This window comes from Burkholderia plantarii (assembly GCF_001411805.1).
In the GTDB taxonomy this organism is placed as follows: domain Bacteria; phylum Pseudomonadota; class Gammaproteobacteria; order Burkholderiales; family Burkholderiaceae; genus Burkholderia; species Burkholderia plantarii.
Genome location: NZ_CP007212.1, coordinates 3890992 through 3913099, shown reverse-complemented (window position 1 = coordinate 3913099; position 22108 = coordinate 3890992). Strand labels below are relative to the sequence as shown.

Genomic DNA, 22108 nt, shown 5'->3' with positions numbered 1-22108 from the left:
AGCCCTGCCGGCAGGCATGCGACGCGGTTCGCGCGATACGGGCCGGGGTGGCGGTGAGCACGGAGCTTGCTTATCCCTGACGAACAGACGAACAACACGTAGCGAAATAACACGAGGGTGCGATGATGGGTACATCGATATCGCGTCGAGCGCCGGTGGCGCCGACTGTCAGGAGGGGCGCCAAATGGTGACGACGATTCAGCAGGAGCGCCCGGTGCCGGCGACGGGGTCGGCGTACCGTTTCGAGCGCGAGGTCACGTCCGGTTTCGAGCGCGTCGCCACGCGCCATCGCGACCTGTCGCTGTCGAGCATGTTCCAGCCGATCTTCAGCCTGTCGCACCAGCGCGCGGTCGGCTACGAGGGGCTGCTGCGCGCGCACGACGCGCTCGACCGCGTGGTGGCGCCGGTGGACGTGTTCGGCGAGGCGGCGCGACACGGCGACGTGATGCTGGTGGACCGGCTCGCGCAGGCGCTGCATCTGGAGAATTTCTCGCTGCTCGGCGCCGCGCGCGAGTGGCTGTTCCTGAACGTCCATCCGGGCGTGCTGACCGACCAGTTCCAGGCCGCCGCGCTGCTCGCGAACCTGAAGCGGCTTGGCATCTCGCCGCGGCGCGTGGTGCTCGAGGTGCTGGAGCAGCGCGCCGACGATCTCGACCGGCTCGCCGAGGCCGTCAAGGCGTTTCGCGAGCACGGCTTCCTGATCGCGCTCGACGATTTCGGCGCCGGTCATTCGAACATCGAGCGGATCTGGCAGCTGAATCCCGACATCGTCAAGCTCGACCGCATCATGCTGTCTCACGCGCAGCACCGCAGCGGCCAGACCGCGATCCTGCACGGGCTCGTCACGCTGCTGCACGAGGCCGGCAAGCTGGTGCTGATCGAGGGCATCGAGACCGAGCACGACGCGCAGGTGGCGCTCGCCTGCGAGGCCGATTTCGTGCAGGGCTACTTCTTCGGCCGGCCGGCGCCGGGGCTGACCGACGGCGCCACCGCGTCGGCCTGCATCGGCGAGCTGACCGAGCGCTACCGCACCCAGACCGAGGCGCGCGAGCGGCGCGACGCGCAGCGCATCGCGCCGTACCTGCGCGCGTTCGAGCGCGCGGCCGAGCGGCTCTCGGCCGGCGAGTCGCTCGACGAGGTGTGCTGGAACTTCCTCTCGCTCGACGATGCGGCACGCTGCTTCCTGCTCGACGCGCAGGGCCGGCAGGCCGGCAGCAACGTGGTGCGGCGCGCCGACCGCGCGCTGCACGAGATGCGCTTCGCGCCGCTGTCGGACGCGCAGGGCGCGAACTGGCTGCGCCGGCCGTATTTCCGCGCGGCGATCGCCGAGCCGCAGCGCTTGCATGTGACGAAGCCGTATCTGTCGATCAACGAGGCGCTGCCGTGTGTGACGCTGTCGATCGCGATCCGGATCGCGGATTCGCTGTGCGTGCTGTGCGGGGATATCGACTGGCCGGAGTCAGAACTGGTGGGGTAGCTGGCTGGCGGGCCGCGCGGCTGCCGGCGAGCGTGCGCTGCGTTACCGGGCGTGCTTCCGCTGCGATCGGGGGGCAGCACGCCTCACGTGCGGCCATCGTCCGATGGCATCGGTAACCGGCTCTCGGTTTCATCGGCTGCAAATTCCGCCGCGGAACGGAGCCGGTGCCGGGGAGCCCGAGCACCGTCTGGAGTAACGAAGTCGGTCGATGCCGAAGCAACCGGCGGGCATGACGCGTGAAATCGGGCGGGCCTCGATCACGATTACCGCGCGGCACGCCACAGCGCGGCGGCGCCCGCCACCACCGCCAGCGCGATCACGAAGCTGATCGCCAGCAGCACGCCGACCGCTACGTCCGCGCAGCGCGCCGCGCCGAGCGCGGCGAACAGGCTGCACGGCGGCGCCAGCAGCGCGTGGCCCGGGCCGCTGACGAGCCAGCGTGGAATCGCGTCGATGCTGACGATGACGAGAAATACCGGTATGACGAGCGTGATCGCAAGGACCGTGACGAACAGGTTTTTCACTTTCGCACCTCGCTTGGCGCCGTGACCGGCGCGGGTTCCCGTCGCGCATTGTCGGCCGCGCCGCGCCCGCCCTCCCGGCGGCATATCGCCTCCGGTTCGCATCGTGAGGCACGGCCGCGTCCGGCCTGCACGGTGGCCTCCGCAACCGACCCGCGCCACCGGCCCACGTCGATCGCCGCGCCTCGGTTACGATGTCCGCTCCACCGCCCAACCGAATCCGGAGCCTTCGCATGTCCACCGCGCCGATCCTGCTCGAAGTCATCGCCACGACGCTCTCCGACGCGCAGGCCGCCGCGCGCGCCGGGGCGGACCGCATCGAACTCGCCACCGGCCTGTCCGAGGGCGGCCTCACGCCGAGCATCGGCCTGATCGAGGCGGTCACGGCGGCGCTGCCGATTCCCGTCAACGTGATCGTGCGCTCGCACGGCCGCGGCTTCGTCTACACGCCCGAGGAGATGGCGATCCTCGAGCGCGACACGCGCGCGGCGGTGGCGGCGGGCGCGGCCGGCATCGTGTTCGGCGCGCTGAACGGCCATGGCGACATCGACACGGCCGCGCTGGCGCGCATCGTCGACGCGGCGGGCGGCAAGCCGATCACGTTCCACCGCGCGTTCGACGTCTCGCGCGACCTGAACGCGGCGTTCGACCTGCTGCTGGCCACGCCCGCCGTCAAGACGGTGCTGACCTCGGGCGGCCATCCGTCGGCGCTCGACGGCCGCGATACGATCGCGCGCCTGGTGCGCCGCGCGCAGGGCAGCGCGTGCCAGGTGCTGGCCGGCGCGGGCCTGAAGGTGGAGTCGATCGGTGATTTCGTGCGTGCCACCGGCGTGCGGGCCGTGCATCTCGGCTCGGGCGTGCGCGAGCGCGGCGAGGTGTGGGGGCCGGTGGAGGGCCGGCTGGTCGCGAAGGTGCGCGCGACGCTCGACGCGGTGCGCTGAGCGCCGCCCCCGGCGCTCCCCGAAACCGCTCGCCCAAAAACAAAACCGGCGCGCCGCTGGTCGCGACACGCCGACTTCAGTACCGGTCGATCAGCCGATCAAGCCATCAGCCAGTCGACCTCATCAACCACCTCAGTTCGCCACCGGCCCCGGCGCGTGCGCGCACTTCACCGCGTCGGCCGCCGTATCCATCGGCATCTGCTGGGCCGCCTCGGCGCGCATGCCGAGCCGCGCGAGCAGGTCGCGGTCCTTCTGCGCCTGCGGGTTGCTCGTCGTCAGCAACTGGTCGCCGTAGAACATCGAGTTCGCGCCGGCCAGGAAGCACAGCGTCTGCATCGCGTCGTCGAGTTGCTCGCGCCCGGCCGACAGCCGCACCATCGCCTTCGGCATGGTGATGCGCGCCACGGCGATGGTGCGCACGAATTCGAGCGGATCGAGCGGCGCGGTGTTCTCGAGCGGCGTGCCCTTGATCGCGACGAGGTTGTTGATCGGCACCGATTCCGGATACGGGTTCATGTTCGCGAGCTGCGTGATGAGCCCGGCGCGCTCGCGGCGCGATTCGCCCATGCCGATGATGCCGCCGCAGCAGACGTTGATGCCGGCGTCGCGCACGCGCTCGAGCGTGTCGAGGCGGTCCTGGTAGGTGCGCGTCGAGATCACCTGGCCGTAGAACTCGGGCGAGGTGTCGAGGTTGTGGTTGTAGTAGTCGAGGCCGGCGTCGGACAGCGCCTGCGCCTGGCCGTCGTCGAGCATGCCGAGCGTCATGCAGGTCTCGAGGCCCATCTCCTTCACGCCGCGGATCATCTCGGCGAGCGGCTCGATATGGCGCTCCTTCGGGCTGCGCCACGCGGCGCCCATGCAGAAGCGCGTCGCGCCGTTGGCCTTGGCGGCGCGCGCGGCGTCGAGCACGGCGCCCACGTCCATCAGCTTGCTGGCCTTCAGCTCGGTCTCGTGATGCGAGGACTGCGAGCAGTAGCCGCAATCCTCCTCGCAGCCGCCGGTCTTGATCGACAGCAGCGTGGAAAGCTGGATCGCGTTGGCGTCGAAGTGCTCGCGATGCACCTGCTGGGCGCGGAACAGCAGGTCGTTGAACGGCAGTTCGTAGAGCTTGACGACGTCGGCGACGCGCCAGCGCGGCGCGCTCGGCATGCCGACGGGCACCGCTTCGGGCGTCTTCGTCGCGTCCGTGGTCACGGTCTGGGCTTGGGTCATGGTGGGATCCTCGGTAAGGAGCGGGGAACGGGGTATCACGGCCGCGCGGCGGCTAGCGCCGCGACGAGCCGTTCGATGTCGAGCGAACCCGCGGCCAGCTCGGGCGCGGGCGGTGTCAGGTGCGCGATCTCGCCGACGAGCGGCGCGGCGTGCTCGCGCGCGAGCCATTGGGTGAGCGTGGCGATGTTCTCGTCGGCGTAGAGCATGGCCGGGTCGACGCGGTTGGCCACCCAGCCCGCGATGGTCAGGCCGCGCGCGGCAATCGCGTCGGCGGTGAGCAGCGCGTGGTTGATGCAGCCGAGCCGCACGCCCACCACCAGCACCACGGGCAGCTTCAGCGCGACGGCCAGGTCGGCGGTGTCGAGCGTGTCGCCGAGCGGCACGCGAAAGCCGCCGACGCCTTCCACCACCACCACGTCGGCGCCTTCGCAGGCCGTCGCGTGCGCGGCCACGATGGTGTCGATGTCGAGCGTCACGCCTTCGTGCGCGGCCACGATGTGCGGCGCGGCCGGCGCCTTGAGCATGAACGGCGTGCGGATCGCGGGCGGCAGCGCGACGCCGGCGGCCGCGTCGAGCTGGTCGGCGTCGTCGTTGTGCAGCACGCCGTCGCGTTCCTCGGCGCCGGCCGCGACCGGCTTCATCGCGGCGGCGCGCAGGCCGTGCCGCGCGAAGCCGTGCAGCAGCGCGGCCGACACGAAGGTCTTGCCGATCTCGGTGTCGGTGCCGGTCACGAAGCACGACAGCGCGCCGGCACCGGTCCCGGTGCGGGTTTGCGTCGGCGCGCTCATGCGGCGGCCTCCGCGGCGCCGGCGGCGGCGAGCGCCGTGTCGAGCCGTGCCAGGTCGTCGAACGAATGCGCGGCGGACAGCGAGATGCGCAGCCGCGAGGTGCCGGCCGGCACGGTGGGCGGCCGGATCGCGGGCACCCACAGGCCGTGCGCGTCGAGCGCGCGCATCGCGGCGAGCGTGGCCTCGTTCTCGCCGATCACGAGCGGCTGCACCGCGGTGGCCGAATCGATCGGCTGCCAGCGCGTGCCGCGCAGGATCGCGCGCGTGCGCTCGATCAGCGCGGCCAGGTGGGCGCGCCGCGCGTCGCCCTCGGCGCCGCCGATCACGGCGAGGCTGGCCGACACGGCGTGCGCGACCGAGGGCGGCGCGGCGGTGGTGAAGATGTAGCTGCGCGCGCGCTGGATCATCCACTCGATCACGGTCTCGTGCGCGATCACGAACGCGCCGGCCACGCCGGCGGCCTTGCCGAGCGTGCCGACGTAGATCAGCTGCTCGGAGCGCAGCGCGTATTCGGCCAGCGCGCCGCGCCCCTGCGGGCCGAGCACGCCGAAGCCGTGCGCGTCGTCCACCACCAGCCAGGCGCCGTGCGCCTCGGCCAGCGTGACGAGCCGCGCCAGCGGCGCGATGGTGCCGTCCATGCTGAACACGGTGTCGGAGACGATCAGCTTGATCTCGGCGTCGGAGGCGGCCAGCTGCACCGACAGCGCGTCCATGTCGCCGTGCGGATAGACGTGGATCTCGGCGCGCGAGAGCCGCGCGCCGTCGATCAGCGAGGCGTGGTTCAGCGAATCGGAGAAGATCGCGGCGCCACGCCCCACCAGCGCGGTCAGCGCGGCGAGGTTCGCCATGTAGCCGGTGCTGAAGTAGAGCGCGCGCGGCGCGCCGCTGAAGCCGCCGGCGAATTCGGCGAGCGCGTCCTCGAGCGCGGCGTGCGCGCGCGAATGGCCGCCCAGCAGGTGCGAGCCGCCGCTGCCGGAGCCGTAGCGCCGCGCGCCCTCGGCGAATGCCTCGACGAGCAAAGGATGCGCGGCCAGGCCCAGATAATCGTTGCTCGCGAAACCGACGATCTCGCGGCCGTCCACCGTCATGTGCGCGCCGCACGCCGTGTCGGCGGTGCGGCGCACGCGGCGCAGGCCCTGCGCGTCGATCTCGGCCAGGCCGCGTTCGAGCGCGGCGAGCAGGTTCGGCGGCGGGCTCATGCGCGCACCTCGGCCAGCGTGGCGTCGAGCGTCTCGCGCGTGCGCGCGGCGAGCCAGTCGATCTCGTCGTCGCCGAGCACGTAGGGCGGCATCAGGTAGACGGTGGTGCCGATCGGGCGCAGCAGCAGCTCGCGCCGCAGGCCCTGCTCGAAGAAGCGCCGCGAGAAGCCGCGCGCGGCCTCGGGCTCGAGCGCGACGTCGAACGCGAAGATCGTGCCGCGCTCGCGCAGGTGGCGCACCTCGTCGCGCGCGCCGAGCGGCGCGAGCGCCTCGCGCAGCCGCGCCGACTTGCGCGCGTTGGCGGCCAGCACGTCGTCGGCGGCGAACAGGTCGAGCGTGGCGAGCGCGGCGCGGCAGGCGAGCGGGTTGCCGGTGTACGAGTGCGAGTGCAGGAAGCCGCGCGTGGTGTCGTCGTCGTAGAACGCTTCGTAGATCGCGTCGCGCGAGAGCACCAGCGAGAGCGGCAGGTAGCCGCCGCTGATGCCCTTCGACAGGCACAGGAAGTCGGGCCACACGCCGGCCTGCTCGCAGGCGAAGAAGGTGCCGGTGCGCCCGCAGCCCACGGCGATCTCGTCGGCGATCAGATGGACTTCGTGGCGGTCGCACAGCGCGCGCAGCCCGCTCAGGTACGACGGGTCGTGCATCGCCATGCCGGCCGCGCATTGCACGAGCGGCTCGACGATCAGCGCGGCGATCGCGCCGGCGCGTTCGGTGAACAGCCGCTCGACGTCGGCCAGCGCGCGCGCGGCGACCTCGGCCGCGCGCTCGCCGGGCGCGGCCTGGCGCGCGTCGGGCGAGGCCACCACGTGGGCGTGGCGGATCAGCGGATCGTAGGCGTCCTTGAACAGCGCCACGTCGGTCACGCCGAGCGCGCCGATGGTCTCGCCGTGATAGCCGTTGGCCACGCAGGCGAACTCGCGCTTGTCGGCGCGGCCGCCGTTGCGCCAGGCGTGGAAGCTCATCTTCAGCGCGATCTCGACGGCGGAGGCGCCGTCCGAGGCGAAGAACGCATGGCCGAGCGTGTGCCCGGTCAGCGCGGCGAGGCGCTCGGCCAGCTCGATCGCGCTCTCGTGCGTGCAGCCGGCCAGCATCGCGTGCTCGAGCGTGTCGAGCTGCGTCTTCAGCGCGGCGTTGATGCGGGGGTTCGCGTGACCGAACAGGTTGACCCACCACGAGCTGATCGCATCGAGGTAGCGCGCGCCCGAGTGGTCGTAGAGCCACGGGCCGGCGCCGCGCGCCACGGGCACGAGCGGCATGCGCTCGTGGTGCTTCATCTGCGTACAGGGATGCCAGACTGCGCGCAGGCTGCGCGCAACCCAGTCGTCGGGTTGTGTGCTCAAAAACGGCTCCGGAACGGGACGCGGCGCGGCGGGGTCCGGGCGGACGGAAAAAGAGGGCGGCGGCAGTGGCTGCCGCGCGCGGGCGCGCGCCTGCGTGCAAAACCAAAACGGGGCAGAGAGTAGCGCGATTCGCGCCCCGGCGCAGCATTGGTTACAAACGTGCCGAGCCTTGTCCGGCGTGGCGTTCGGCGAGGTTTCGGGGTGCTGGCGACGGTTCGGGCGCGATGCTTCGAATAGGCCGCAGATGACGACGCCGATCGGTCGGCACCCGGCGGACGGAAAGCACGGGCGCGGGCGGCAAAAGCGCGGTGCGAATGATGGGGCGGGATCGTAACGGCAGGACGAAGGCAGACGCGGGTTTCGCGGTGGCGATGATGGGGCGCGAACGCTGGGTGCCGGCGCCGCGCCGCGCGTGCCGGCCGATGCCGGTGGATCGATGCGAGGCGCGTGAGGTGAAGAATCGTCGCCATGCGTCGCGTACACGCCACAGCGGCGTACGGATCGGACAGTCGGCGCAACGGACAGAAAAAACCGGCTACGGGCCGTTGCCAGCACCACGGGCCGGGCCGCCCGTGGTCAGCGGCTCGCCAGCGCGTGCGCGTCGACCGGCGTGGCCGCGGCGGTCGCCTCGGCGCCGTCGCCGCGCCAGACCACGTGGTCATCCACGGCGTAGAGCCGGCAGGCGCCGGCGCCCTGCTTGCGGCAGTTCTCGAGCGCGAGCGCCATCGGATCGTCGCCGCCCTCGGCCCACGACCACGCGCCCTCGGCCGACACGGCGAACGCGCGGCTCGGATGCTGGTTCAGGAAGTGGCGGTAGCCGTCGCGGCCGGCCGCGTCGAGATAGGGCACCGCGTTGACGGCGTCGATCGACGCGTAGCCGGAGGCCGACGGCGTGTGCGGGCAGGCCACCGCGTAGAGCACGGTGGTGGGCAGATGCAGCTCGGCCAGGAACGCGTTCACGGACGGCCACCAGATCGGCACGCCGTCGCGATCGACGATCAGCCGGTGCGCGTCGTCCTTGTAGACGCCGTAGTCGACGAACAGCGTGCTCGCGCCGTGCGAGACGTAGGCCTCGCGCAGCTGCTCGACGAGCGCCGGCGACCAGACCGAATCGTTGTCGCCGTACATCCACAGCGACGGCACGCGGGTCTCCTCGCCGTAGCTGTTGAACGCGCCCACCAGCGTCTTTTGCCAGCCTTCGCAGAGATCCTGGCGCAGCCCGCCCGAGAAGTTGATGATGCCGCGCACGCCCTTGGCGGCCACGGTGCCGTAGGCGAGCGAGACGAGCCCGCCGTGCGAGGTGCCGGCCACCACGATCCGGCTTGAATCCACGTAGGGCAGCTTCGACATCCATGCGACCGTCGAGCTGACGTCGCGCGCCTGCGCCATGCCGTTGCGTTCGACGTCGCAGCCTTCCTGCACGTAGCTGCCGCCCGAGCCCGCGAAGCCCTCGCGGTTCGGTGCCACCACGGCGTAGCCGCGTCGCACGAACTCGCGCGCGAACGCGAGCGGGCGGCTGCGCGGCTGGTCGTGCAGGTCGCCGGGGTTCTTGCCGTGATTGAAGACGACGAGCGGGAACGGCCCGGGGCCGTTCGGCTTGTAGACGGTGGCTTCGAGCGTCACGCCGGGATCCCCCTCGACGGGAATCCGGATGATCTGCTCGTTCATGTCGGCCGTGATCTGCGGCAGACCGGGTTCGTTGTAGTCGAAACGTTCGGCGGCCAGCGGGCCGGCCGCGGCCGGTGCGGCCGCCTGCGTCGCGGCGCCCGGCGCGAGCGTTTCGGCCCCGCCCGCGGGCGTCGACAGGGTGCCGGCCTGGGCGGCCGACAGCACGCATGCCGCCATCCAACCTGCAAACACCTTGCTCAACACCATGTCGTGGCCCGGAACCCGTAACGTTTGAAACCGGGTCCATCCTAGCCCGACAAAATCGGCTTGTGCAATGCGGGAATAACCCGGCCTCCGCCGCGTCGGCGCCGACTCAGCGTTCGCTGAGTTCTCCGTCGATATAGCGCCAGATTCCGTGTTCGTCGCGGGAGAAGCGGCTCGTCTCGTGCAGCCGGTGCGCGCGCGAGCCGTCCTTGAAGCGCGCCACGAACTCGACGAGCGCGTGCGTGGCGTCTTGTTCGACGTGGCGCTTGATGTCGAGGCCGAGCCAGCGCGGGCCGCCGTCGGCGTCGAGGTCGGCGGGGCAGGTGGCGGGGTCCCAGGTGGCGCGCAGGTAGCGCGTGTCGCCGAGCACGTAGGCGGTGTAGCGCGAGCGCATCAGTTCCCAGGCGCTCGCGGCCGGCGTGCCGCCGTCCACGAGGCGCCCGCAGCAGGCCGCGTAGCGCGGCGCGCGCTCGGGACGCCGGCCCGGCTGCGCGCCGCCGCACGGACACAGCTCGGGGCGCGCGGCGGAGGGGGCGGAAGGGAGGGGAGAACGATCGGTCATCCTGATTACCATGCGAGCTCGGTGCCGTCGTACTGGAAGAAGCGGCCGTTGGCGGCGCCCGGCCCGGCGGCGGCGCGCGCGATCACGCGGCGCATGCCGGTCACGCTGGTCTCGGCGTCGAGCCCGGCTTCGGCACCGCCCATGTCGGTGCGCACCCAGCCCGGATGCAGCGACAGGCAGGCCGCGTCGCGCGTCTGCAGCGAGCCCACGCGGATCACGTTGTTGAGCGCGGCCTTGCTCGCGCGATAGAGCCAGCCGGTGGTGCCGGTCAGGCTCGCGGTGCTGCCCATCAGGCTCGACAGCACGGCCAGCACGCCGTGCGCGTCCTCGACCAGCGGCAGCAGGATCGGCAGCAGCTGCATCGGGGCCAGCACGTTGGTATGCATCACCGCGTCGAAGTCGGCCGCGTCGATCAGCTCGACGCCCTGCGTGCGCGGGCCGTACACGCCCGACACCAGTACCGCGGCGTCGAGCCGTTCGCCGTCGAGCTTCCAGCCGAAGCCGGCCAGCTGGTTCGCATCGGTCACGTCGAGCGCGTGCGCGGTCGCGCCGAGCGCGCGCAGCGCCTCGAGCGAGGCCGCGTCGCGCGCCGTCGCGATCACGTTCCATCCGTCACGCCGGTACTGGCGGACAAACTCCCTGCCGAGGCCGCGCGATGCGCCGACGATCAGGACGGTTTTCATCAATGATTCTCCGGGTTGAGGGCGATCAGATCAGTTCGACGGCCATCGCCGTGGCCTCGCCGCCGCCGATGCAGAGGCTCGCCACGCCGCGCTTGCCGCCGCGCGCGCGCAGCGCGCCGATCAGCGTGGCGACGATGCGCGCGCCCGAGGCGCCGATCGGGTGGCCGAGCGCGCAGGCGCCGCCGTTCACGTTGACGCGCTCGTGCGCGAGCCCGTGCTCCTTCATGGTGGCCATCGCCACCACCGCGAACGCCTCGTTGATCTCGAACAGGTCGATGTCGGACGGCCGCCAGCCGGTGCGCTCGAACAGGCGCCGCAGCGCGCCCACCGGCGCCGTGGTGAAGCGCGACGGTGCCTGCGCGAACGTGCTGTGGGCCACCACGCGCGCGAGCGGGGTGGCGCCGAGCCGCTCGGCCGTCGACGCGCGCATCATCACCAGCGCGGCCGCGCCGTCGGAGATCGACGAGGCATTGGCGGCCGTCACGGTGCCGTTCGGGCCGAACGCCGGCTTCAGCGTGGGGATCTTCTCGGGCTTCGCGCTGAACGGCTGCTCGTCGCGCGTCACCACGGTCTCGCCCTTGCGGGTCGTCACGGTGACCGGCACCATTTCCCACGCGAACGAATCGTCCTCGTTGGCGCGTTTGGCGCGCGCCAGCGACTCGATCGCGTAGGCGTCCTGCGCCTCGCGCGTGAAGCCGTACTCGGCCGCGCATTCCTCGGCGAAGGTGCCCATCAGGCGGCCGCGCTCGTAGGCGTCCTCGAGCCCGTCGAAATACATGTGGTCGAGCACCTCGCCATGGCCCATGCGCATCCCGCCGCGCGCCTTCGGCAGCAGGTACGGCGCGTTGGTCATGCTCTCCATGCCGCCCGCCACGATCACCGAGGCCGAGCCCGCCAGCAGCATGTCGTGCGCGAACATCGCCGCGCGCATGCCCGAGCCGCACATCTTGTTGACGGTGGTGCAGCCGGTGGCGAGCGGCAGCTTCGCGCCGAGCGCGGCCTGGCGCGCGGGCGCCTGGCCCAGCCCGGCGGGCAGCACGCAGCCCATCACCACCTCCTCGACCTGCTCGGGCGCGAGGCCCGCGCGTTCGAGCGCCGCGGCGATCGCGGCGGTGCCGAGCTGCGGCGCGGTGAGCGGCGCGAAGCCGCCCTGGAAACTCGCGATCGGCGTGCGTGCCGCCGCGGCGATTACGACCGGATCACGTTCAGCAGTTGTCATGTTTCGTCTCCTTCAGAGTATTCGCGACCTGTTCGGCGACGTCGGCGAGCTTCGCCGCATCGGCCGCGACCATATCGTTGTCCGCCGACAGTGCGCGCCCCGCCGACAAAGCGTCGACGCAGCGGCGATGAACGGGTTCCAGCGCCTCGGGCGACGAGACCGTCATGCCGAGGTTGCGCATCCTGCCGTCGTGTACGCCGTACACGAGGCCGTGTACCGACAGCGCCTGGCCGCGCGCCCAGGCGTCGCCGACGATCGTCGTGCGACACAGGTTGACCACCTGCTCGATCGCGTTCAGCTCGATCAGGCGGCGATAGCGCGCCTCGCCGAGCGGCCACTCGTCGAGCAGCGCCGCGTGTTTGTCGCGCACGTCCTGCACGTGGTGCAGCCAGTTGTCGGCGAGCCCGACGCGGCGGTTGTTCAGCGCCGCGTTCACGCCCGAGCAGCCGTAATGGCCTACCACCATGATGTGCTTGACCTTCAGGATGTCGACGGCGAACTGCACCACCGACAGGCAGTTCAAGTCGCTGTGGACCACCACGTTGGCGATGTTGCGATGGACGAACACCTCGCCGGGCTGCAGCCCGACGATCTGGTTGGCCGGCACGCGCGAATCGGAGCAGCCGATCCACAGGTATTCCGGCGCCTGCTGGTCCTTCAGGCGTTCGAAGAAATGCGGATCTTCGGCGAGCTTGCGGTTGACCCAGGTCTCGTTGTTCTCGAACAGGTCGGAGAGCGGGTGGGCGTTGGTGGTCATCGCGAGGGTCCGTGGCAGGGTGGGAGGCGTCGCCGGGCTCAGGCCGCGCCGGGTCGGGCGAAGCGCTCGGGACGGCGCGCGCGAAACCGCGGCGACGCATCGTAAGGGAAAAAGTCGGGCAGCTCGCCGCGCCGCGGCCGGCCCTGGCGGTCCTGCCGGAGCGCCGGCCCGAAGCAGTCCGGATGCCGGGGCGACAAGCACTGCGCGCGCGCGGATCGCCGGGCAGGAACGGCCCGCGGGCGGCAGGGAGGACGTCGCGCGGGCCGATCGAATCCCGAGGTTCGCTCGCGAATCGCGTTGCCGTATTCCCGTGCGTCGTGCCGGCACGGGGGCTGCAAGTTGAACGCCTCGCTGAACGGGCCGGACTCGGCGTCGATCGTCTGCCGGTCGGCCGCCTCGAACCGTGCCGCTGCCTCGATGGCCCCGTCGCAAAAGATCCGGCAATGGCGATCGAACCCGTCGGGCATCGTCCGGGCGACGTCGAAACCGGTCTGCGAGGGTAGCAGCTTGGGAAAGCGGGGCATGGTCCGTCCGGGCTTGTGGCTGGGGCGAACCGCCATTTTACCGCCACCCCCGGAAGTTGCCGCCGCTCCGGCGCCGGACGGCGCGGCGCGCGGGCGGGCGAATCGCCGAGGTTGGCCGACGAATCGCGCAATTGCCGGCAAGCGGCGCGATTCGCGGGCGATCACGCGGCAAACTTTTTTTGCGGGGGAGCGGGCTGGCGGTCGGGGCGTCGAGAGGCGCCCGACGCGGCCGGAGCCGCCGCGCCGCCGAAGCCGCCAAAGCCGCCGAAGCCGCCGAAGCCGCCAAAGCCGCCAAAGCCGCCAAAGCCGCCGAAGCCGCCGAAGCCGCGCGCGGCCCCGGAACGGCCGCGCGCCGCACGCGCTAGAATCGGGCGACGATCCCCACGCCGTCCCCGCCGGCGCACGACACGAGACACGAGACGACATGAACGCACTGGAACACCAACTCGACTATCCGTTCGCCGATACCCTGCCCGAGCCGGGCGAGTTCCTGGAGGTGGCGCCCGGCGTGCGGTGGCTGCGCATGCCGCTGCCGTTCTCGCTCGACCACATCAATCTCTGGCTGCTGCGCGACGAACTCGACGGGCAGGCGGGCTGGACCGTGGTGGACTGCGGGATCGCCTCGGACGAGATCCGCCGCCATTGGGAACACATCTTCGACACGCACCTGGACGGCCTGCCGGTGCTGCGCGTGATCGTCACGCACTGCCATCCCGACCACTTCGGGCTCGCGAACTGGATCTGCGAGGGCGGCGCGCGCGCGCGCTGGCAGGTGCGGCTCTGGATGACGCTCGGCGAATACCTGTTCGGCAACGTGATGGCCTCGGGCAACGGCTCGAACGCGGGCGGGCAGGCGGCGGCCGAGCATTTCGCGCGGCACGGCCTGGCCGACGAGGCGAAGCTCGACAAGCTGCGCAACCGCACCCACTACTACGCGGACCTGGTCCCTGCCGTGCCGCCGCGCTACCGCCGGCTGCGCGAGGGCGACACGCTCGCGATCGGCACGCGCCGCTGGCAGGTGGTGACGGGCTTCGGCCATTCGCCCGAGCACTGCGCGCTGCACTGCGCCGACGAGCGGCTGCTGATCTCGGGCGACATGGTGCTGCCGCGCATCTCGACCAACGTCTCGGTGTTCGATCTCGAACCGGAAGGCAACCCGCTCCAGCTCTACCTCGATTCGCTCGCGCGCTACGAGCCGATGGCGCCCGACACGCTGGTGCTGCCGTCGCACGGCAAGCCGTTTCGCGGCGTGCGCACGCGCGTCGCGCAGCTGCGCGAGCATCATGTCGCGCGCCTCGACGAGGTCCGCGCGCTGTGCGCCGAGCGGCCGACGAGCGCCGCCGACGTGGTGCCGGTGATGTTCCGCCGCCGCGAGCTGGACGTGCATCAGCTGACGTTCGCGCTCGGCGAGGCGATCGCGCATCTGCATCTGCTGTGGCTGGCGGGTGAACTGGTGCGCGAGGCGGGCGCGGATGGCGTGTTCCGGTTCCGGCCGGCCAAGGATGCCGTGAGCGCGGGCTGACGGCGGGCCGGGCAGGCGTCCGGCGATGATGTCGGCTTCGGTGCGCGAGCGCGGCCGTGCCGTGAGTAAGGCCTGGCGGACGCCCGGAGCGGAGCGCCCGGCGTAGCGGCGCGATGCCGTGGCCGCCGGGCTGGAAGGCGGCGCGGGAACGACGGGCGCGAGCCGCCGGCGAAAAGCCCGCGCCAGAGCGCGGCCGCCCGCCGGCAGGCACCGGCAGGCGCGCGCCGCGGCCGTTACTGCACCGACACCTCGGCGAAGTTCTGACGGCCGAACGGGCTGACGTGATACCCGCTCACGTTCGGCCGCGTGATGGCCGACGCGGTCGGATAGCCGAGCGGAATCCACAGCGCCTGGTCGTGGATGATCTTCTGCGCGGCCTCATAGGCCTTGGCGCGCCTGGCCTGGTCGGCGGTTTCCTTGCCGTCGGCGATCAGCTTGTCGAGCTGCGCGTCGCAGAAACGCGCGAAGTTGATGCCCGACTTCACGGCGTTGCAGCTGAACAGCGGCGTCAGGTAGTTGTCCGGATCGCCGTTGTCGCCGGCCCAGCCCATGAACAGCATGTCGTGCTGGCCGAGCTTGGCCTGCTTGATCAGCTCGCCCCATTCGATTACCTTCACCTCGGCCTTCACGCCGATCTTCGCGAAGTCGGCCTGCAGCAGCTCGGCGCCGGCCTTCGGGTTCGGATTCAGCACGCTGCCGGTCGGGCGCACCCAGATGGTGGTCGAGAAGCCGTTCGGGAAGCCGGCCGCGGCCAGCAGCTGTTTTGCCCTGGCCGGATCATGCGGATACGGCGACACCGACTTCGCATAGCTCCAGGTGTTGGGCGGATACGGATTGGTGGCCGGCGTCGCGGTGTCGTCGAACACCACCTTCAGGTAGGTCGCGCGATCGAACGCGAGGTTGAGCGCCTCGCGCACCTTCGGATTGTCGAGCGGCTTGTGCTCGGTGTTCAGCGCGACGAACGCGGTCATGAAGGCCGGCGTTTCCACCACCTTCAATGCCTTGTCGGCCTTCGCGGCGGCCACGTCCTGCGGCTTCGGCGACAGCGCGATCTGGCATTCGCCGGCCTTCACCTTCTGCGCGCGCACCGATGCGTCGGGCGTGATCGCGTAGATCAGCCGGTCCACCTTCGGCCTGGTGCCCCAGTAGGTCGGGTTCGCGTCGTAGCGGATCAGCGCGTCCTTGGTGTAGCTCTTCAGCACGAACGGGCCGGTGCCGATCGGCTTCGCGTTGAGGTCGGCCTGCTTGCCGGCCTTCAGCAGCTGGTCCGCGTATTCGGCCGAGTAGATCGACGCGAAGCCCATCGTCAGGATCGGCACGAAGGTCGCGTTCGGCTCGTTCAACTCGAACTTCACCGTCTGCGGGTCGACCTTGGTGACCGACTTGACGAGCTTGACGAGCCCCATCGACTGCGCGTGCGGGAAGCCGCTCGGGCCGGCCACCTTGTGCCACGGGTTGTCGCTGTCGAGCATGCGCGCGAAGCTGAACACCACGTCGTCGGCGTCGAGCGCGCGCGTCGGCTTGAAGTAGTCGGTGCTCTGGAACGCGACGTTCGGCCGGAGATGGAACGTGACGGTGCGCCCGTCGGCGCTGACGTCCCACTTGTCGGCCAGCGCCGGCACCACCTTCTTCGTCGCCTCGTCGTAGGACACGAGCGTGTTGAAGATCACGTCGGCGGACGCGTTGGTGGTGACGAGCGAGTTGTACTGCACGACGTCGAAGCCGTCCGGGCTCGCTTCGGTACACACCGTCAGCGGCTTCGCGGTGGCGATGAGAGGGGCGGCGGCGACGAGCGCGGCGGCGGCGAGCATCGTGAAACGCATGGGATCTCCCGGGTGGGCAGGGCGGTTGTCGAGGTGCGGCGGCGGGTTTCGCCCGGCACCGGTCGACTAGCATACCGTCAAAAAACGCGCGGCGTGAATGCGCGTGCGCGCGCCGGCGGCGATCACGGCGGGGGCGGCGCCGGCGCGGAGAAGCCGAGCGCGGGGGCGGCGGGATCGGTGCGAAGGCGGCGCGCGGTGCCGCTTGTATGTTTAAACCAGACCAGTACGGTAAAGTCTGACGGTAGCCAGACAAGACCGTGCAGTTTGTCCGCCGCTTGGGCGTTCGAGCCCGTGACTGAGTAAAGAGCGCACGGTCGCCGTGCTGGTCTTCCCGAAACCCGAACGGTTACGCGCCCCGGCACCGCCGAGTGCGCATGTACAAGCATGGGATCCGAAGATCATGTCTGCTCCTTCCTTCGTCACGGTTGGCATCGATGTGGCCAAAGCCCACGTCGATGTCGCCTTGCTGGGCGCCCGTCTGGACGCTCAACGCTTCAACAATGACGCCGACGGCCATACGGCGCTGGCCACGGCATTACAGCCATTGGGCATCGATCTGGTCGTCATGGAAGCGACCGGTGGCTATGAAGCCGAATTGGCCTGCGCTCTGCAAGGTGCTGGCTTGCCGGTGGCCGTCGTCAATCCCCGCCAGGCTCGTGACTTCGCGCGTGCCATGGGCAAGCTCGCCAAGACCGATTCCATCGACGCCCGCATGCTCGCCGAAATGGCCTCGGTGCTGGTGCGTCGTGAAGATCTGTCCCGCTTGCTGCGCCCCGTCTCCGACGAGCGCCAGCAGTGGCTTGCTGCTCTGCTGACGCGCAGGCGCCAGTTGATCACCATGCTCTTATCCGAGCGGCAGCGGCTGCAAATCACGCCCGAGCGTTTGCATCCCAGTTTGCAGGCCATCATCGCCGCCATTCAGGCCCAGCTCGACGACATCGATGCTCAAATGGTCGGCCACGTTCGCGAACACTTTGCTGAACTCGACCGATTGCTGCAATCGACTCGCGGCATCGGCCCGGTATCCAGTGCCTGCCTGATTGCTCAACTGCCGGAACTGGGCAAGCTCAATCGTCGCCAGATTGCGGCACTCGTGGGCGTTGCCCCTGTCGCTTGCGATTCGGGCTCGCGCCAAGGACGACGACGTGTGCAGGGCGGGCGCTTTGAAATTCGCCGCGTGCTGTACATGGCGACGCTCACTGCAACCCGCCACAACCCGGCTATCAAGGCCTTCCATCAACGTCTCAAAGCAGCCGGCAAACTGCCCAAGGTCGCGCTGGTTGCCTGCATGCGCAAGCTCCTGACCATGCTCAATGCCATGGTCAAATCCAACACCCCCTGGGACGATTCGCTTCATCTCGCTTGACTCGAGACACGGTTACTCAGTCGGGCTTCGTGCCGGGCGCGCGCGGCTTGCGCGGCGCCTTCTCGAACACGCGGTCGTAGAGCCAGCGCGGCGCGACGTGCAGCAGCTTCGCGACGATCCCCATCTGCCACGGGATCACGCGAAACGCGTCCTGCGCCGCGATCGCGCGCACGGCGCGTTCGGCGAAGCGGTCGGCGTCCATCAGGAACGGCATCGGATACGGGTTGTGCTCGGTCATCGGCGTGCGGATGTAGCCGGGCGCGATCGTGACCACGCCGACGCCGGCCGGCCGCAACTCGACGCGCAGCGCTTCCAGGTACTTGAGCGCGGCCGATTTCGAGGCGCTGTAGGCGCCCGAGCCGGGCAGCCCGCGCACCCCGGCCACGCTCGCCACGCCGACCAGCGTGCCGTGCCGCGCGGCGCGCATCGCGGCCACGAACGGCTCGAAGGTGGCGACCATGCCGAACCAGTTGGCTTCCATGATCTCGCGGAACGCGTCGAGGTCGCCCTCGCCGGTGATCGCGCCGCGGCTCACGCCGGCGTTCGCGATCACCACGTCGGGCCAGCCGTGCGCAGCCACGAACGCGTCGGCGGCGCGCTGCAGCGCGGCCGCGTCGCGCACGTCGGCGGGATGGATCGAGACGGTGAGGGAGGGATGTTGCCGCGCGAACGCGGCGAGCGGCTCGGGGCGGCGCGCGACCAGCCCGAGTGTCGCGCCCTGCCGGGCGTAGGCCTCGGCCAGCGCGAGCCCGAGGCCGCTCGAGGCGCCGGTGATGAAGACCTTGAGGGGAGCGGTCATGCCGGCGTCCGCGAGCGGGAGCGGGGGATCAGAGCTTCTTGTCCTTGACCTGCTTGACCAGGTAGTCGAGCACGGCCGGCGTGTTCTCGACGCTGTTCGTGTAGGACGGGCCGGTCTTGTACTTGCCCTGGACCACCACGGTCGGCACGCCGTCGATGTTGTAGCTCTTGAGCAGTTCGCCGGCCTGCTTCACCTGGCCCTGCACGCTGAACGAGTTGTAGGTGGCGAGGTACTTCTGCTTGTCGATGCCCTGCGTGGCGAGGAAGTCGGCCTGTGCCTGCGGCGTCAGCAGGTAGTTCTTTTCCTTGTGGATCGCGTTGAACACGGCCGGCGTGTCCTTCTCGGCCACGCCGAGCGCGTTCAGCGCGTAGTACATCGACGAATGCGGCAGGAAGTCGTCGCGGAACGCCACCGGCACGCGCTTGAACACGATGTTGTCGCCCTGCTTCTTGACCCATGCCTCGAGCGTCGGCTCGAACTCGTAGCAGTGCGGGCAGCCGTACCAGAAGAACTCGATGACCTCGACCTTGCCGGCCGGCGCCGACACCGGCTGCGGCGCCTTCATCACCTCGTATTCCTTGCCGGCCACGGGGGCCGACGGCGACGCGTGGGCCGCGCCCGCGACGAGGCCGATGGAGAGGAACAGCGTGCTGAGCAGTTTTTTCATGTTGGTTTTTCGAACGGTTGCAGGAGCCGGTCACGGCCGGCCGGTTCTCATTGCTTCGTGAAGCGGATCACCGCGGTATCGACACCGGCATCGGACAGCCGCTGGCGCGCGGAGTTCATGTCCTCGAACTTGTTGAACGGTCCGATCCGCACGCGATAGTAGGTGACGCCGTTCAGGTCGCGCTTCGACACCTTCGACTCGAAGCCCTGGAAGCCGAGCCGCGCGCGCTGCTGCTCGGCGTCGCCCTCGGTGTTGTAGGCGCCGACCTGCAGGAAGTAGCCGCTGTTCGCGTCGGCGGCGGTAGCGCCCGAGCCGGACTTGGCGGGCGGGTTCGCGGCGGTGGCGGTCGAGCCGGCCTTCGGCGGCTGCTGCGCGGCCTTCGGCTGCGAGGTGGCGTTGTCGGCGGCGGCCTGCGGCTTCTTCGCCGGCGGCGCGTTGTCGGCCGGCTTCGGCGCGACGGCCACGCCGTTGCTGTCGGCCGGGTTCGCGCCCGGCACCTCGACGATCTGCGGCTCGGGCAGCAGCGGCGGCTGCGTCTGGTTCGCGGCCTGGCCCGGCGCGGTGTTCGGCGGGGCCGGCTGGGCGGCCTGCGGCGGCACCGGCTGGCCCGGCGTCTTGCCCTGCAGCGCGCGGTTCGGATCGAACTGCTGCGGCTGGCTCGCGCCGTTGGCGTTGTCGGCGGGCGGGGCGACCTTCGAGACGAACGGCGACGGCGCGCGCGTGATGTACAGCGCGACCACCACGGCGATCGCGAGGCCGACGATCAGGCCCAGCACGATGCCAAGAAAGGTTCCTCCGGCTTGTTTCGAGGGTTTCGACGTGCGGCGCGGTTGTGCCATTGCTTGAGTCACCTGCTAAAAGAGTCGTGAAACGGGAAACGTGGCGCGGCCGCGCATGGGGCGCGGCCGTCGGATGCCCGGCCCGGCGGCTTACATCTTGCTCGGCGACGACACGCCGAGCACCGCGAGGCCGTTCGCGAGGACCTGGCGCGTCGCGGCCAGCAGCGCGATGCGCGCGGTGCGCTGCGCCTCGTCGTCGACGAGAACGCGCTCCGCATTGTAGAACGAGTGAAACTCGCCCGCGAGTTCGCGCAGGTAGAACGCGACCGCGTGCGGCGCGAGTTCGCCGGCCGCGTGCGTCAGCATGTCCGGGTACTCGGCCAGCTTCTGCAGCAGCGCCATCGCCGCGCGGCTGTCGAGCGGCGAAAGATCGGCGCCGGCCAGCATCGCCTCGTCGGCGCCGTGGCGCGACTTCCACTCGTTCATCACCGAGCAGATGCGGGCATGCGCGTACTGGACGTAGTAGACCGGATTCTCGTCGTTCTGCTTCAGCGCCAGATCGATATCGAACACGAATTCCGTGTCGGCCTTGCGTGAAATCAGGAAGAAACGCACGGCATCGCGCCCGCGCGTGATGATGGCCTCGTCGAGCTGGTCGGGCGAGACTTCCGAATCGGGCGTGGCGCCGCCCGACCATTCGATCAGGTCGCGCACCGTCACGTAGCTGCCGGCGCGCTTCGAGAGCTTCACCTCCTGGCCGTCGCGCATGACGGTGACCATCTTGTGCAGCACGTAGTCGGGGTAGCCCTGCGGGATGCCGATGTGCAGGCCCTGCAGGCCGGCGCGCACGCGCGCGATGGTGCCGTGATGGTCCGAGCCCTGGATGTTGATGACCTTGGTGAAGCCGCGCTGCCATTTGGCGACGTGATAGGCGACGTCGGGCACGAAGTAGGTGTAGGTGCCGTCGGACTTGCGCATCACGCGGTCCTTGTCGTCGCCCTCGTCGGTGGTGCGCAGCCACAGCGCGCCATCCTGCTCGTAGGTCATGCCGGCCGCGATCAGCGCCTGTACGGTCTGCTCGACGCGGCCTTCCTCGTACAGCGACGACTCGAGGTAGTACTGGTCGAACTTGACGCCGAACGCCTTCAGGTCGATGTCCTGCTCGCGCCGCAGATAGGCGACCGCGAACCGGCGGATCGCCTCGAGGTCCTCCACATCGCCCTTGCCCGTCACCGGCTCGCCGTCGCTCGCGGCCACCGTCGCGCCGGCCAGGTACTCGCGCGCGATGTCGGCGATGTACTCGCCGTTGTAGGCGGCCTCGGGCCACGCGGCGTCGCCGGGCTTGAGGCCGCGCGCGCGCGCCTGGGTGGACAGCGCGAGGTTGCCGATCTGCACGCCGGCGTCGTTGTAGTAGAACTCGCGATGCACGGCGTAGCCCTGGCTCGCCAGCACGTTGGCGAGCACGTCGCCGAGCGCGGCCTGGCGGCCGTGGCCGACGTGCAGCGGGCCGGTGGGATTGGCCGAGACGAACTCGAGCAGCACGCGGCGGCCGGCGTCGCGATCGGAGCGGCCGAACGCGTCGCGCTCGGCGAACACCGCGCCGATCACGGCCTGCTTGGCGGCCGCCGACAGGCGCAGGTTGATGAAGCCGGGGCCCGCGATCTCGGCGGCCTCGACGAGGCCGGCCGCGGCCGGCTGCGCCGTGATGGCCGCGACGATTTTCTCGGCGAGCTGGCGCGGGTTGGTGCCGAGCGGCTTGGCCAGCTGCATCGCGACGTTGCAGGCCACGTCGCCGTGCGCGGCGGCCTTGGGGCGCTCGAGCGCGATGGCGGGCGCCACGAACGCGGCGTCGGCCTCGCCTTTCAGGGCCTGGACGACCTGCTTCACGCTGTCGGCGAGCAGGGTTTCGAGAATGTGTTTTTGGGCAGGCAGCATGCTGTCGGAAAGGGTCGATGTCGGCGGCCCTCGCGGACCGGCCCGACGGCGCGCCGGGCGGCGCGCGTTTCAGGGATCGCTGAATTTTAACAGGTGCTAATATGCCGCTCAGACGCAAGGCG

Annotated in this window: 20 protein-coding genes; 4 read left to right on the top strand and 16 right to left on the bottom strand. The window is 70.5% G+C overall.

The annotated features are described in order from the left end of the window. Positions 1 to 184: 184 nt before the first annotated feature. Positions 185 to 1477: a sensor domain-containing phosphodiesterase gene (locus bpln_RS16800; protein WP_042626155.1), complete on the top strand. Its 1293-nt coding sequence runs from the start codon at positions 185 to 187 to the stop codon at positions 1475 to 1477. A 263-nt stretch (positions 1478 to 1740) separates the two neighbouring features. Here bpln_RS16800 and bpln_RS16795 read toward each other — a convergent pair whose 3' ends face one another. Continuing rightward, a complete protein-coding gene (locus bpln_RS16795; RefSeq protein WP_042626154.1) occupies positions 1741 to 2001 on the bottom strand; it encodes a hypothetical protein in 261 nt (86 codons plus the stop codon). Between the two features lie 230 nt (positions 2002 to 2231). On the opposite strand from bpln_RS16795, the gene bpln_RS16790 reads away from it, so the two are divergent. Beyond that, the gene (locus bpln_RS16790) at positions 2232 to 2939 is read left to right on the top strand and encodes a copper homeostasis protein CutC (RefSeq protein ID WP_055139325.1); all 708 of its coding nucleotides are present in this window, start codon (positions 2232 to 2234) and stop codon (positions 2937 to 2939) included. A gap of 132 nt (positions 2940 to 3071) precedes the next feature. On the opposite strand, the gene bioB is transcribed toward bpln_RS16790, so the two are convergent. The 10 genes from bioB to bpln_RS16740 form a co-directional block, all read right to left on the bottom strand. Beyond that, positions 3072 to 4151: a biotin synthase BioB gene (gene bioB, locus bpln_RS16785; RefSeq protein WP_055139324.1), complete on the bottom strand. Its 1080-nt coding sequence runs from the start codon at positions 4149 to 4151 to the stop codon at positions 3072 to 3074. Between the two features lie 35 nt (positions 4152 to 4186). After that, entirely contained in the window at positions 4187 to 4939 is a 753-nt protein-coding gene (gene bioD / locus bpln_RS16780) for a dethiobiotin synthase (protein WP_042626151.1), read from the bottom strand. Beyond that, entirely contained in the window at positions 4936 to 6138 is a 1203-nt protein-coding gene (bioF, locus tag bpln_RS16775) for an 8-amino-7-oxononanoate synthase (RefSeq protein ID WP_055139323.1), read from the bottom strand. Before bioF ends, bioD begins: the two co-directional genes overlap by 4 nt. Next, a complete protein-coding gene (gene bioA, locus bpln_RS16770) occupies positions 6135 to 7478 on the bottom strand; it encodes an adenosylmethionine--8-amino-7-oxononanoate transaminase (protein ID WP_042626149.1) in 1344 nt (447 codons plus the stop codon). Before bioA ends, bioF begins: the two co-directional genes overlap by 4 nt. 576 nt (positions 7479 to 8054) lie before the next feature. Further along, a complete protein-coding gene (locus bpln_RS16765; RefSeq protein ID WP_055139322.1) occupies positions 8055 to 9353 on the bottom strand; it encodes a dienelactone hydrolase family protein in 1299 nt (432 codons plus the stop codon). A 106-nt stretch (positions 9354 to 9459) separates the two neighbouring features. Then, the gene (locus bpln_RS16760; RefSeq protein ID WP_055139321.1) at positions 9460 to 9912 is read right to left on the bottom strand and encodes a YchJ family protein; all 453 of its coding nucleotides are present in this window, start codon (positions 9910 to 9912) and stop codon (positions 9460 to 9462) included. Positions 9913 to 9917: 5 nt separating this feature from the next. Beyond that, positions 9918 to 10595: an SDR family oxidoreductase gene (locus bpln_RS16755; RefSeq protein WP_042626146.1), complete on the bottom strand. Its 678-nt coding sequence runs from the start codon at positions 10593 to 10595 to the stop codon at positions 9918 to 9920. A gap of 25 nt (positions 10596 to 10620) precedes the next feature. After that, a complete protein-coding gene (locus bpln_RS16750; RefSeq protein WP_042626145.1) occupies positions 10621 to 11814 on the bottom strand; it encodes an acetyl-CoA C-acetyltransferase in 1194 nt (397 codons plus the stop codon). Continuing rightward, complete coding sequence (gene can, locus bpln_RS16745; RefSeq protein WP_042626144.1) at positions 11801 to 12571, bottom strand: carbonate dehydratase; 771 nt, start codon at positions 12569 to 12571, stop codon at positions 11801 to 11803. The genes bpln_RS16750 and can overlap by 14 nt, the downstream gene beginning before the upstream one ends. Positions 12572 to 12609: 38 nt before the next feature. Continuing rightward, positions 12610 to 13095, bottom strand: a complete 486-nt coding sequence (locus bpln_RS16740; protein ID WP_055139320.1) for a hypothetical protein — start codon at positions 13093 to 13095, stop codon at positions 12610 to 12612. A 424-nt stretch (positions 13096 to 13519) separates the two neighbouring features. Between bpln_RS16740 and bpln_RS16735 the strand changes: the two genes are divergently transcribed. Beyond that, a complete protein-coding gene (locus tag bpln_RS16735) occupies positions 13520 to 14617 on the top strand; it encodes an MBL fold metallo-hydrolase (RefSeq protein WP_042626142.1) in 1098 nt (365 codons plus the stop codon). Between the two features lie 233 nt (positions 14618 to 14850). Here the strand turns inward: bpln_RS16735 and bpln_RS16730 are convergent, their stop codons facing one another. After that, a complete protein-coding gene (locus bpln_RS16730; protein WP_055139319.1) occupies positions 14851 to 16440 on the bottom strand; it encodes an ABC transporter substrate-binding protein in 1590 nt (529 codons plus the stop codon). 400 nt (positions 16441 to 16840) lie between these two features. Here bpln_RS16730 and bpln_RS16725 point away from each other — a divergent pair, with 400 nt between their 5' ends. Next, the gene (locus bpln_RS16725) at positions 16841 to 17806 is read left to right on the top strand and encodes an IS110 family RNA-guided transposase (protein WP_042624403.1); all 966 of its coding nucleotides are present in this window, start codon (positions 16841 to 16843) and stop codon (positions 17804 to 17806) included. A gap of 16 nt (positions 17807 to 17822) precedes the next feature. Here bpln_RS16725 and bpln_RS16720 read toward each other — a convergent pair whose 3' ends face one another. The 4 genes from bpln_RS16720 to argS form a co-directional block, all read right to left on the bottom strand. Beyond that, the gene (locus bpln_RS16720) at positions 17823 to 18605 is read right to left on the bottom strand and encodes an SDR family oxidoreductase (protein WP_055139318.1); all 783 of its coding nucleotides are present in this window, start codon (positions 18603 to 18605) and stop codon (positions 17823 to 17825) included. 28 nt (positions 18606 to 18633) lie between these two features. Next, positions 18634 to 19272 (bottom strand): thiol:disulfide interchange protein DsbA/DsbL, encoded by a 639-nt coding sequence (locus tag bpln_RS16715; protein ID WP_042626138.1) that lies wholly within the window; start codon positions 19270 to 19272, stop codon positions 18634 to 18636. Between the two features lie 47 nt (positions 19273 to 19319). Then, the gene (locus bpln_RS16710) at positions 19320 to 20111 is read right to left on the bottom strand and encodes an SPOR domain-containing protein (protein ID WP_055139317.1); all 792 of its coding nucleotides are present in this window, start codon (positions 20109 to 20111) and stop codon (positions 19320 to 19322) included. Between the two features lie 90 nt (positions 20112 to 20201). Then, a complete protein-coding gene (argS, locus tag bpln_RS16705; protein WP_055139316.1) occupies positions 20202 to 21986 on the bottom strand; it encodes an arginine--tRNA ligase in 1785 nt (594 codons plus the stop codon). Between the last annotated feature and the right edge of the window lie 122 nt (positions 21987 to 22108).